Below are 11,651 nucleotides of genomic sequence, written 5' to 3'. Positions count from 1 at the left end.
CGGCATAGCCTGTGCAGGTTCGGCTCTGCAACTCGGCTTATCGAAAACGTTGAATTTCATTCGTCTATTTCTCGCCTCGGCATAGCTCGCGCAAGCGCAGCTTTGCACTCGGCTTATCGAAATAGTTGCTTTTTGAGAAAATAGACGGATGTTCCGGGCGGGCAGTCTTCCAGTTCCCCGAAAACAGAGAATCCGTTCTTTTCGTAAAACCCTCTGGCTTGAAAATTCCACGTCTCCAGCCTTATTCCGGTCAGGCGTTCGTTTCGGCAGAACTCCTCGACAAGACGGATCAGGCGTGTGCCCACGTCTTGTTCTCTGTACGCCTCCTCCACGTACAGCAAATCCAGAAAATACCAGTTATAGGCAACGAATCCTACGATTCCGCCTATCAGCCTGCCGTCGTCGAATGCCAGAAAGTCGGCATATTCCGGTTTCCTCTCCGGGTCTTGCAGCGGCGAATGGTCTTTCAGCCACGGGCACATCTCCCGATTGTATTTCCCCAATCGGGCATGGATCGCCTGCCGTTCCTTTATGCCGTCGTCACGGCGGAATTCAATCATCTTTCGGTTCGTTGTGCCGGACGTATGAAAATACCTCGGCCGTTAGACTCTTTTCTCACTTATCCTATCGTAAAAATAATAAATATTTGCGACTATTTCAGGAGAAGGGTAAGTATGGAGTGTCGTTTCATTGTCGTTGAATGGTCTAGTTTTCATTATATTGCATTCGACGAAGCAGCGCCCGACGGCAAGCACTCGACCTTATCTGGTTGCTTATTGTTACATCAGATTCTTTATCGGTAAGTCAGAAATAAAACGAGTTACCGATAAAGAATCGATATTTTTCGTTATCTTTGCCCGAAAATCAAGCGTGTTGCAAGATGGCAGATACGATCATAGGCAGAGCCGCCGAGCAAGAGATCCTGCGCAGGCGTATAGAATCGGAGTCGTCGGAGCTGATAGCTATCTACGGTCGGCGCCGAGTCGGCAAGACCTTTTTGGTGCGTCAGTATTTTAACGATGCATTCGGTTTTTATTCTACGGGGATTTATCAGGGCACCAAAAAGGAGCAACTCGGGGCATTCAACCGGCAGTTGGAATACTATTCGGGACGCAAATGGGAGGCCGCGAAGGACTGGTTCGAGGCATTCGCCCAACTGCGTGAGTATCTCGAATCGTTAGGCGGCGATAAGCCCATCGTCGTCTTCCTCGACGAGCTCCCGTGGATGGATACTCAGAAAGGCCGTTTCATAAAGGCATTCGAGTATTTTTGGAACTCGTGGGGAGCGGCGAACGACCGGTTGAAGCTGATTGTCTGCGGCAGTGCGACGACATGGATGCGCGAAAACGTACTTTCCGACAAAGGAGGTTTGTACAATCGTACTACACGCAGCATCTACCTTGCGCCGTTTACGCTGCATGAGACGGAGCAGTATCTTCTCTCACGCGGCATCAATTGGAATCGTTATCAGATAGCGGAGTGTTACATGATTCTCGGCGGCACGCCTCTATATCTGCGAATGCTCGAACGCAATCTGAGCCTCACGCAGAATGTGGATAACCTCTTTTTCATACAGAATGCACCGTTGGCGCGGGAATACGAATTCCTGTTCCGGTCATTGTTCAACGAGGCTACGTTACATAGGCAGATTATCGAAGCACTGGCAAGCAAGGCGATGGGGATGACCCGAACGGAAATTATGGCAGTAACAAAAATTGAAGACGGCGGAGCCTTGACAAAAGCCCTGCGAAACTTGACCGACTGTGATTTTATCCGTCCGTACACGGCATTCGGCAAGCGAGAGCGCGGAACGATATACCAGCTGACCGACTTGTTCTCGCTGTTCCATTTGCGTTATGTCAAAGGCTATCGCGGACAGGACGAGAACCATTGGCAAAATATGATCGACTCGCCCTCACGCAGGGCATGGAGCGGATATTCCTTCGAGCAGTTATGCCTGCATCATATCCGCCAAATCAAACGGAAGTTGGGTATAAGCGGCGTGCAGAGCGATGTCTGCGCATGGAAAGGCGACGGCTCTCAGATCGATTTGTTGATCGACCGCCGGGACCAGACGATCGATCTCTGCGAGATGAAATTCTCGCAAGGCGAGGTCGAAATTACCAAACAGTACGATGCGCACCTGCGCGAACGGGCAGAAAGTTTCCGCTCGGCGACGAAGACCCGCAAGGCCCTGCATCAGACATTCGTCACGACATATGGAGTGAAGAAGAATATGTATAGCGGGAACGTACAGAGCGAAGTCGAACTCGACGATTTGTTCGCCGAATAATCCGCTCGGGGACTTTACTGCCAAACATATCCATCGTGTCGTAGCGTATTCTACCGCTCTTCACGCATAACCCCGCGTTCTGTCACGAAAATACTTTACTTTTTTTCCAAAAAATTGAGATGAGACGCAAAGAGAAGCAAAGTTCAACTTAACAAAATGTAGGTCAGCATCTTGTATGCAGTGTAGGGCGGAACAGACCTTTGTGTAAAAGCATGGAATTTGTCGTTTTCAGACGGAGTTCAGCTACTAAACAGCTACCTGTTTGAATGACGTAAATAACTGAAATAACCGGTTCTGTTTCACCGGATTGCAGCGTTTTGCATAGCTCATGGTAACGAATAAACAACTACCTTTATGAACTAAAATTTTTGAGTTATGGCAACGAAAAGAAGCACCTTCAAGACCCTTTTCTACATCAAGAAAACATCCGTCCGAAAAGACGGGAAAGCACCCATCATGGTTCGCATAACCATTGACGGTCAGGATATTGTATTCAGCTCCAAGCTGTTTGTCAACCCCACCATTTGGAAGAACGGTGCTGCAAGCGGCAAGTCCGTAGAAGCCGTAAAGACAAACGGCTTGCTCAATGAAATCACCACCCGTCTGACCAACCATTACCACCGCATCCTCAGGGAAGAGGATTTCGTCACGGCGGAAAAGCTAAGGAACGCCTTCTTGGGAATCGGCATGATGGAGAACTGCATATTGAAGGATTTCGAGGCGACAAACGAGGAGTTCCGCCAGATGGTGGAGAAAGGGCAGCGTGCCAAGTCAACCTATAACAAGTACCTGTCCGTCTACCACCATTTCAAGTCCTTCCTGTGGGAAAAGAGAAAGCGGACCGATATGTCCTACAAGGAGCTGACTAAAGAGGTCATCACGGATTTCGACAGATACCTGCGGGTGGAAAAAGGACTAAGCCCTAATACCCTTTGGATTTACACCATGCCCCTGCTCAGCCTGACCGACCGGGCTTGGAGGCGCGGCATTGTCCGTACCGACCCGTTCGGCGAGTACAGCCTCGAAATGCAGGAGACGGATCGGGGCTACCTCACGGAAGAGGAACTGCACCGCATAGCCAACGCCACATTCACTGACAGGCAGACCTGTCTTGTACGCGACCTCTTCCTTTTCGGGTGTTTCATCGGGCTTAGCTACATTGACATAAAGACCCTTACCTATGACAAGATACAGCGGATGGATTTCGACGGCGAGGAGTGGATCATCACCCGCCGCACCAAGACACGGGTGGCAAGTAATGTTCCACTTATGGAAATAGCAAAGGAACTGATAGGACGGTATCGGGGAATGGCTGACGGCAACCTTGTGTTCCCCATGCCCAGCAACGGGGTTTGCAACGGACACTTGAAGAAGATCGCCGAATATTGCGGCATCAATAAGCACGTGACATTCCATCTGAGCAGGCACACATTCTCGACCACGGTCTACCTCTGCAACGGAGGCACGATAGAATCCCTCTCCAAGATACTCGGACACAAGCACATAAGCACGACCCAAATCTATGCCGAAGTGACGAACAAAATGGTCAGTTCCGATTTCCGGGCCATCTCCGCCAACCTATCGGCCATGCAGAAGAATGTACTCGACAGGGAAAAGAAAAAAGCCGGAAGACCGGCACGTGGGCACCTGTCACTTCGGGAAACAGCCTGAGCGCAAGGTGCAATATGCGGCAAGGGCAGGAACAACGTTTGTGAAGTTCCTGCCCTTGCTGCATTTACCTATGTACCGTATCGTGCTGTTATGTTGGGCTTTTCCCCCGTTTGCGCCTTTTCCTCATTTCCACATAGTTTTCCTCCAGCATACGCAACAGGTCGGACTGCCGGTAAAGCGTTTTTCCCGGAAGGGATATGTAGGGAATAAGCCGCTGCGTCCGGTAATCCTGCAATGTCCTTTGCGTGATATGCAGAATCCGGCACACGTCATCCCCCGTCAGGTAGACCTCCCCGTTCATAGCCGGACGGAAATGCGCCGTCACGGTGTCTATATACCTCATGCCCTGCTCCAACGCCTCGAAGTACGAACGTACCTCCTCCAAGTCCTTTGTGATCACCTCCATATTCATTCCTCCTCCATCGTTTCCCGGCTCATGGCTTCCAAGAACGCTTCCACGTCCTCCGTCCGGTAGTAAATCTTGTGGTTGATCTGGCTGTACGGCAACAGTCCCCGGTCACGGTAGGTCTGTACCGTCCGCTTGCTGACGCCCAACTTCTCGCAGACATCCGCACTGTCCATCCAGTTCATCCTTTCAGGCGGACGGTAACGGGCACAGAGGCCTTTCACATGTTCCGAGAACTTTTCAAAGCGTTCTTTCATTTCCTCGAAGGTCTTCTTTTCGATGCTCACTATTTCCAGGAAAGGAACTCCCAACGATGTGAAATACATTATCTTCCAACGAGTAAATACAGCGGGAGAACCTCTCAAACCACAGGAAATGCGACATGCCTTAAATCAAGGTGTAGCAGCCTCGTTTATAAAAGAATTGGCAGAGTTGGATTCTTTTAAAAGAGCTACCAATTACTCAATAAAATCTAAACGAATGGAAGATAGGGATTTTGTCAATCGTTTTGTTGCGTTCTATATTGGTTACAAAGATTACACCGGAGAATTGGACTTGTTCCTGAATGATAAAATGGGCGAACTGAATAAAATGACAGAGCAGCAAAGACAACAAATAAAAAAAGCGTTTGACCGATCGATGGTTTGCTGTTACAACATCTTTAAAGAAGACACTTTTCGCAAGAGAAATGATGAAAACCATAAACGAAAACCCATATCAAAGTCTGTATACGATACGGTCAGCGTAAATATAGCATGGCTGTCCGATGCGCAAAGAGACCAACTGTCTGCTTATGCAAAAGACTTCAGAAAAGGAATGATGGACTTGTTCAACAACAGTAAATTCATCAATTCTATATCAACAGGTACCGGACAAAAATACAATGTGGAATTAAGGTTTGAACAGGTCAGAAATCTTATAAACCAAATAATAGAAAAATCAGATGATAAATAAACTGGAAATAAGCAATTTCAAATTGCATGATCATACTAAAATAGAAGTGGGTGGTTTGACTATTTTTACCGGTATGAACGGAATGGGAAAATCATCCATCATACAATCGCTTTTGCTGTTACGGCAGTCTTTCTTTATGAATGACCTCGAATCAGGGCTGAATCTGAAAGGCGACTTGTGTGATTTGGGTATTTCGGGAGAATTGGCCTGTCAATCCTCAAAGGAACATAGTCTCCGTTTGGAGATGAATTTTGATGATCAGCCTCATTTAAACTATACGTTCAACTATCCGGATGATATACTTGATACCTTTCTCTTGGGTGATAAGAACAATGTTGTCGATAAAAATACCTTGTCCGCATACTCTCTATTCAATGATAAATTCCAATACTTAAGTGCATTCCGTTTTGGTCCCCAGAAAAGTTATAACAGAGATACGTCATTGGTCGTTACAAAAAAACAAATCTCCAAAATCATGGGACAATGCGAATATGCAATCCACTACTTGGAACAATACAAAAACGAGCAAATTCCACTGACAAAGTTAGGCATAGAAGCTGACGGAGAAGTGACAAAAGACTACAGGCTGTCCGTACAGGTTGAACGTTGGATGAGAAAAATATCACCTAACATAAAAATCAATATCGAACAGAGTGGAGAAGACTTCAGGCTCAAATACAAATTCAACAGAGAAGAAAATACGATAACCGAAGAGGTCAGCGCATTAAATACAGGATTTGGCATCACCTATGTGCTTCCTATCCTAATTGCCGTGTTGAGTGCCTCCAAAGGAGCATTGATCATCATCGAGAACCCGGAGGCACATATACACCCCAAAGGACAAGCGGTTTTGATGGAACTGATAGCCAAAGCTGTAAAAAATGGAGTGCAAATAATCATCGAATCTCACAGTGACCATATCATAAACGGCAGTTTGGTTGCTGTAAATAAAGGTTGGATTCCATCACATTTATTATCCATATATTATTTTGAACGAGACGAGCATGAACATACGGCTATAAGCCATCATTTGGAGATAACCCCAACAGGCTGCATCAAACGGCCACCGCAAGGCTTTTTTGATCAAATAGACATTGACTTGAAAATTTTAACTGACAAGCCTGCCGGGGTAAAGCTGGCAGGCTGCCATGCTAAAGTACAAGCTCCGGGCTTTCACAAGTGCGGGTCTTGTTTTCTCATGTAAAAAAGTGGTTTCCCACTTAATAAATCCAATCCCTTTTGGGGATTGAACTTTCCTAAAAATCAAAAAACTGTGTCCTACGGGCATTGCTGCCCTTCGGCGGACATCTGGCGACCTTTCACAAGGACGCATTCCGTTTTCTTCATCGTAACTCTTCGTATATATGTCTGAATTGCACTTTTTCCTTTTTTATCTCCACGCTTTCCTTTTCCGCCCAATAGAGGAATGTGATGAAAGGAAGCGTTGGCTGCATCTCGTTTAATCATAAAGAAGGCCCCAGGATGCCCGAACACAACTTAAACAGACAGCAGCCCACGCTTGTAGTAGCTGTATAGGAGCCAGCCCTGTTCCTTTAGCAGAACCAGCTCCGGTCGATGGCCGGCAGCTTCTTTTTCCAATACCATTTGCTCCATGCAAAGCGTTTTCTCACTACAAAGTAGCTTACTTCCTCGCTTTCCTTTTCTGCCTCGTAGTCAAATGCCGAATGGCCGACAGCCTGACGTTCCGCCCAATAGAGGATGTAATATGTGAACAGTGGCAGGATAGCAAGTGCCCAACACACCTGCCAGCCCAGAAGCAGGGACGGCAGCAGTGACGCAAGGAAGCATTCCGTGTATTGCCGGCGGTGGATGCTCATCTCCATTTCCTCCCAAATTCCTTTCTCTCCGTAGGGGAGGGCGGTCAAGGTAATGATCGGGAGGGTCACGTAATCGTAGGGATTCAGCCGGCCTTGGAGCAGACGGGCGATTTTGCTGTCATAGATGATCATAGCTCTTTAGTTATTGGTGTTTCATGCAGTTTTACAGGTCTCTCTCGGTGCGGATGAACGTGCCTTGATAGTTGTAGTACAGTTCCCAGCCGGGGATGTCTATCTCGTAACCGCCCGGTTGTTTCTCCACCTTGTAAGGTACGGCATCGGGGTAACGGGCGGTGATGTCCGTCGCGATGGATTCCGGCAGGATGCCGTCCGGCAGCGCGGAGAACTTGCAGTCCACGCTCGTCCACTCGCCCTGTTCGTCGAACTCCAGTTCCGCTCCGTCCGAGAGCCATGCCTCATATTCGGTCGTGCCGCCGTCCTTGTCACGCACCGCACGGGTGCATTCCGCACCGGGGAAATACTGCGCGATGAACTGCCGCGCCTTTTGGGGCAGCGCGTCGTAGCCGATTTCCTTCTCGTCCTTGTCGCAGGATGCCCCTGCCAGTATCACGAGCAGCAGCAACAGAGGTTTGACAAATACCTGTTTCATTGTCCTTTTCTATTTAGGTTTCTGTTTGTTATTATTCAATTCTTATCCTTCTCAAAGCGTCTTTTTGTTCCGCCCTCCGGGGCGGTTGTTCAGCGGGCGGTTCATCCGCCTGAGCAGTGCGGCCTTCAGGCTGTCAAGGAAAGGCGTCTGCCGATTGCGGATGCGCAGGTCGCCGAATGTCCGGGACAGGTTCTTGTCCAACTCGATGTTGAATGCCCTCTGCACATACTCCGACAGCCTTGTCAACGGGACATCCCCGAATGCCTTGCGACTGTCCAATGCAAATAGCAGTTCGGTCAGTTCCGTCTTCGTCGCTTTCCACGTCAGGCGCACCTTCAGCAACGATTCTTCGGCTTGCCGCAGTTCGAACGCCTCTAATTCTTTCGTCAGGTAGCGGATCAGCCGCTCGTTGGCGAGAAGCCGTGCCGCCATGAAGTCACAGTTGGTCGAGAATGACGGATCACGCTCGTGATGGAACGACTCCAAGTAGAGTGCCGTGTCAAGGTTACCCCTCAGGTAATAGAGTGCGTCCAAGTGGGTCAGCCCGGAGCGGTAGTAACGCACGAAGTCCGAACGTTTCTCGTTGTAACGGTTGATGCCCCGTATCTCGTCTATCAGGTAGCTCCGCTGTGACTCGTTGCCTACGGGACGGTTCATCTCGATGTTGTATATCTTGCGGTAGTAGATGAGCCGGTGGCAGATTCGGGGTTTGACCGTCTTGAAGAACTCGATTTCCTCTGCCTCGTCACGGAAAGTATAGTCCGCGATGAAGGCTTTCAGTTGCAGGAAAGCGTCCGCGAGCACCAACGAGGCTTCGAATGATTTCTTGATCATGTTCAGGTCTCCGGCCTCTATCTTCTCCACCTTCTTTTCCGCCTCTTCCTCAAGCCTTGCGGCGAAGTCCTTCATGTCCGTTCGTTCAGCCATGCACGGGTATCTTCAGTTTCAATCTCTCGTCGTCCACCGCCACGCAGTAGTCGGCAAGGCCGTACCGCTCGAACTGTTCGGTGGTCACTTTCAGGTGTGTCACCTGCGTGCCGTCCAAATTCACTTCGTCCGTCAGCGTGCGGAGTTCCGGGTTCATACGCAGGGCGTTCTCCGCCGATTTGCCGTAGGCGTTCCAAGTCTCGTCCGTTCCGCTCCAGTGAAGATAGACAGTATCCTTGTTGCCTTTTTCCGTTTCAAGTATCTTTGTTTCCATATTCGTATTCTGTTTTATTGAAATAAAGGGAGACTTGCCGGTCTTTCACAAGGGCGGCAAGTTGTTAGGGTTATTATACATAATCCCTCCCGCTGTGCTGGGGAGAGTCTTGATGTAATTAAAGTGTATATATAATCTTGTTGGTTATTAAAGCGATTTGCCACTATTCGTTAACCGATGTTCCGGGAATGGGAGTGCCGTCTGTAGGGCGTGCGTTCAATCCGCAATGGGAGTCAGTGTATACTACCGGAATCCATACTGTAAGAGGTCCCGGATAGTTTTGCCAAGATGACCATCTCCAGTTACGACCATTTACGCCAATGGTGATGAATCGGCCGCCATTATAGACATCATTGTAATTGGGATTTTCAGGATCAGTAATGCTGTTTGCCTGATTGCATGCAATGTATGACCATCCCCCAGACGTACTATTGCGGTAGATGCTTCCATTATTCCATCCGTTCCACTGTCTGGCACTGCAGAATATCATATATAGGGCGTTCCCCATTATATTTGCATCACCGTTGTCCCTCATTATAGACCATCTGTGCAAGCCAAACATCGGGTGTTTCTGATGCACTTCATAATAATCCCGGACTATTGGAAGTGCACCATTATTCCAATTATTACCTTTTCCGTGGTATTGGTTATATCCTATTGCAAAATTATTTCCCCACGTGAACCTATCACTCATCAATCCGTCAGGTCCGCAATCGTACCACTCGTCCATGCCGTCGTTCTTCACCTGCACGTTTACCTTGCGTGTGCCGTTATTGGCCGTATTGTTTTGCAGGTTGTCCCAACGCTTCTTCACGTAAGGAGTGGCGGACACAGCCATAGATGTAGTTTTGTTTACGACAATAGACACCGGTTCGCCATAAGTAAGATCACGTCCCTGATCGTTGATCAGCTCATCAGATACATCGGAGGAGATTACCACTCTGGCTTTCATGTTTGTGACGTTGTCCTTGAAATGTCCGCCGTTCAGCACGATGTTCCATTTCTCCGATTCGCGGGAAATATTTCGTTCGCAGCCCTTGAAGCCGAAATCGGCGGTAAAGGCTTTCTGCTCCACGCAGTACATCACATTTTGGTCAAAGTCCTCTTTGGTGGCAAGCAACGAGGCGAAGCGGTTCGCCGACGGGATGCTCAACGTCTGCAGGTAAATGTCGCCCTTTGAGGAGTTGTCATAAATGACCTGCGAATAATTGTCCTTCGTGTACGTAGGAGACGAGGTCATGGCTATCCAGTCCGATTCCGATGCGTTCTGCAAGCCGATGATGTCATTTTCCAAGTGCTGGCTGGTCGTCTCGGGCAAGGAATAGAGCCAATGGGCATCCCCTTCAGTGGGTGTCTGACGGGACAATCTGATTTGTTTTTTCTTGCCTGCGAACTGAATCTCCATACTTATATAATTCCCCAAGTCTTTTGGCCAAGTGACCTTCACAGGGATGTTAGACGCACCGCTTGCAAAAGTGGTAGGTGTAACGGTTAATCCAGTCGGGGCTATAATCGTACCCGTAGTCCCGGCAGTAGTTGCGGATGCACTCAAGAAGAAAGCCACCTGATCCGTCAGGGTTTCGTCCGTGTAGGCGATGAACTGGTCGTTGGTGGTAATCAGCGACACAAAATTGTACGAGATGTGGTAGGTATAGGTCTTGCCCATTTCCCATTTCGTGCCTCCAATGGATGCGCCCACCGTAAAGTCGGCAGTTCCGTCATTCAGCACCACCTCTATCTTCACGTCATCGGACAATGTCTGCGGCATCATGAAGAGGGTCTCGCCTTTGCCATCCTCCGTAATGGCTCCACCGTTTCCTGTCACCACTTTGTTTAAACGCAGGGTAAAGGCTTGCGTGTCATCAGTCAATGTCCATGCGTCCGTTCCTAACGTGTAAGTACCTTTGTAGCGCACGCCATCCAGCTTGATGGACTTCACCACGCAGTTGGGCAGGTCATCCCCTGCCACGAACTTCACCGCCGAGAGGGCGTGGTTGAACGTCAGGTCGGTGGTGGCGAAACCGTCTGCCAGCGTCGGATTATCCTTTCCGATGACTACGGCACTCATCACGTCCTGTTGCTTCTTCACGTCGTCGGGCACGATATAGGTCATCACGGGGGCGCCCGGATGGGTATTGTCGGTGAGCGTCATGCCGTCCGCCGCACTGGGGTACCATGCGTAGAAGCTCAACTGCTTCTTGGCGGGCCAGTAGTATGTCCCCGTGGGATACCAACGGCCTTCGTCCTTATTCAAGGTGACCGTCTCGTTGTACATGAAGTCGGGCGTGCCGGTGGCATCGGTATAGGCCGATAAGGCAAAGGTCTCCATATCCGTCTTGTTGGTCTCGGAGATTTGCGTGCCGCGCGTCATCGGACGGTTGTCGCCGGGAAATCCGTCCGTCACTTCTGCGGTAAGGTAGACGGTCTTCCCGTTCACCTTGCCTTCCATCTCAATGGGTTTCAGCTCGTACGTGCTCTCCCCTAAACCGGAAGCCGCACGGGTGCCGGCTGTCGGTTTCCATGCGTTCGTGCCTCCCATGCTTACGGCGAAGCTCAAACGCTGGTCTCCCTTTCCCGGGTGAGTACCGTTCTCCACCTCGTCCGAACAGGCGGAGAATACTGCCAGCGCGATGAGAGAAAGGTTCATTAGTTTATTCCTGTAGTTCATATCTTGTCTT

The 11,651-nt window shown here is 49.3% G+C and carries 12 protein-coding genes; 4 read left to right on the top strand and 8 right to left on the bottom strand.

The genetic code is table 11. The features are described 5' to 3' along the window. Positions 1-113: 113 nt before the first annotated feature. Complete coding sequence (locus tag NQ519_RS12215) at positions 114-560, bottom strand: GNAT family N-acetyltransferase (protein ID WP_019150872.1); 447 nt, start codon at positions 558-560, stop codon at positions 114-116. A gap of 320 nt (positions 561-880) precedes the next feature. Between NQ519_RS12215 and NQ519_RS12210 the strand changes: the two genes are divergently transcribed. Both NQ519_RS12210 and NQ519_RS12205 read left to right on the top strand, forming a co-directional pair. Beyond that, positions 881-2,293, top strand: coding sequence for an AAA family ATPase (locus NQ519_RS12210; RefSeq protein WP_019150873.1), 1,413 nt, complete (start codon positions 881-883; stop codon positions 2,291-2,293). Positions 2,294-2,668: 375 nt separating this feature from the next. Beyond that, the gene (locus NQ519_RS12205; RefSeq protein WP_019150874.1) at positions 2,669-3,964 is read left to right on the top strand and encodes a site-specific integrase; all 1,296 of its coding nucleotides are present in this window, start codon (positions 2,669-2,671) and stop codon (positions 3,962-3,964) included. Between the two features lie 88 nt (positions 3,965-4,052). On the opposite strand, the gene NQ519_RS12200 is transcribed toward NQ519_RS12205, so the two are convergent. Continuing rightward, positions 4,053-4,370 carry a helix-turn-helix domain-containing protein gene (locus NQ519_RS12200; protein ID WP_026076554.1) on the bottom strand — a complete coding sequence of 106 codons (318 nt, stop codon included), beginning with the start codon at positions 4,368-4,370 and terminating at the stop codon, positions 4,053-4,055. A gap of 2 nt (positions 4,371-4,372) precedes the next feature. Continuing rightward, on the bottom strand, positions 4,373-4,666 hold the full coding sequence (locus NQ519_RS12195; RefSeq protein WP_026076555.1) for a helix-turn-helix domain-containing protein: 294 nt from the start codon (positions 4,664-4,666) through the stop codon (positions 4,373-4,375). Between the two features lie 19 nt (positions 4,667-4,685). Here NQ519_RS12195 and NQ519_RS12190 point away from each other — a divergent pair, with 19 nt between their 5' ends. Both NQ519_RS12190 and NQ519_RS12185 read left to right on the top strand, forming a co-directional pair. Next, positions 4,686-5,324 carry a hypothetical protein gene (locus tag NQ519_RS12190; RefSeq protein ID WP_175576948.1) on the top strand — a complete coding sequence of 213 codons (639 nt, stop codon included), beginning with the start codon at positions 4,686-4,688 and terminating at the stop codon, positions 5,322-5,324. Beyond that, entirely contained in the window at positions 5,314-6,528 is a 1,215-nt protein-coding gene (locus NQ519_RS12185; RefSeq protein ID WP_083871029.1) for an AAA family ATPase, read from the top strand. The genes NQ519_RS12190 and NQ519_RS12185 overlap by 11 nt, the downstream gene beginning before the upstream one ends. A 349-nt stretch (positions 6,529-6,877) precedes the next feature. On the opposite strand, the gene NQ519_RS12180 is transcribed toward NQ519_RS12185, so the two are convergent. From NQ519_RS12180 to NQ519_RS12160, 5 genes are all read right to left on the bottom strand, one after another. Continuing rightward, positions 6,878-7,294: a hypothetical protein gene (locus tag NQ519_RS12180; RefSeq protein WP_019150879.1), complete on the bottom strand. Its 417-nt coding sequence runs from the start codon at positions 7,292-7,294 to the stop codon at positions 6,878-6,880. 31 nt (positions 7,295-7,325) lie between these two features. Then, complete coding sequence (locus tag NQ519_RS12175; protein WP_044118631.1) at positions 7,326-7,772, bottom strand: PepSY-like domain-containing protein; 447 nt, start codon at positions 7,770-7,772, stop codon at positions 7,326-7,328. Positions 7,773-7,823: 51 nt separating this feature from the next. Further along, a complete protein-coding gene (locus NQ519_RS12170; RefSeq protein WP_019150881.1) occupies positions 7,824-8,699 on the bottom strand; it encodes an RteC domain-containing protein in 876 nt (291 codons plus the stop codon). Next, on the bottom strand, positions 8,692-8,973 hold the full coding sequence (locus tag NQ519_RS12165) for a hypothetical protein (RefSeq protein WP_019150882.1): 282 nt from the start codon (positions 8,971-8,973) through the stop codon (positions 8,692-8,694). The genes NQ519_RS12170 and NQ519_RS12165 overlap by 8 nt, the downstream gene beginning before the upstream one ends. 163 nt (positions 8,974-9,136) lie before the next feature. Continuing rightward, positions 9,137-11,641, bottom strand: coding sequence for a fimbrillin family protein (locus NQ519_RS12160; protein ID WP_019150883.1), 2,505 nt, complete (start codon positions 11,639-11,641; stop codon positions 9,137-9,139). Positions 11,642-11,651: the final 10 nt, after the last annotated feature.

The organism is Alistipes senegalensis JC50 (genome assembly GCF_025145645.1).
GTDB classification, from domain to species: domain Bacteria; phylum Bacteroidota; class Bacteroidia; order Bacteroidales; family Rikenellaceae; genus Alistipes; species Alistipes senegalensis.
This window is presented reverse-complemented; position numbering and strand designations above follow the sequence as displayed.

Coding starts and splice junctions, on each gene's coding strand:
- NQ519_RS12200 (WP_026076554.1), bottom strand. CDS start 4,370: ATGGAGGTGATCACAAAGGACTTGGAGGAGGTACGTTCGTACTTCGAG.
- NQ519_RS12210 (WP_019150873.1), top strand. CDS start 881: ATGGCAGATACGATCATAGGCAGAGCCGCCGAGCAAGAGATCCTGCGC.
- NQ519_RS12170 (WP_019150881.1), bottom strand. CDS start 8,699: ATGGCTGAACGAACGGACATGAAGGACTTCGCCGCAAGGCTTGAGGAA.
- NQ519_RS12215 (WP_019150872.1), bottom strand. CDS start 560: ATGATTGAATTCCGCCGTGACGACGGCATAAAGGAACGGCAGGCGATC.
- NQ519_RS12175 (WP_044118631.1), bottom strand. CDS start 7,772: ATGAAACAGGTATTTGTCAAACCTCTGTTGCTGCTGCTCGTGATACTG.
- NQ519_RS12180 (WP_019150879.1), bottom strand. CDS start 7,294: ATGATCATCTATGACAGCAAAATCGCCCGTCTGCTCCAAGGCCGGCTG.
- NQ519_RS12205 (WP_019150874.1), top strand. CDS start 2,669: ATGGCAACGAAAAGAAGCACCTTCAAGACCCTTTTCTACATCAAGAAA.
- NQ519_RS12165 (WP_019150882.1), bottom strand. CDS start 8,973: ATGGAAACAAAGATACTTGAAACGGAAAAAGGCAACAAGGATACTGTC.
- NQ519_RS12160 (WP_019150883.1), bottom strand. CDS start 11,641: ATGAACTACAGGAATAAACTAATGAACCTTTCTCTCATCGCGCTGGCA.
- NQ519_RS12185 (WP_083871029.1), top strand. CDS start 5,314: ATGATAAATAAACTGGAAATAAGCAATTTCAAATTGCATGATCATACT.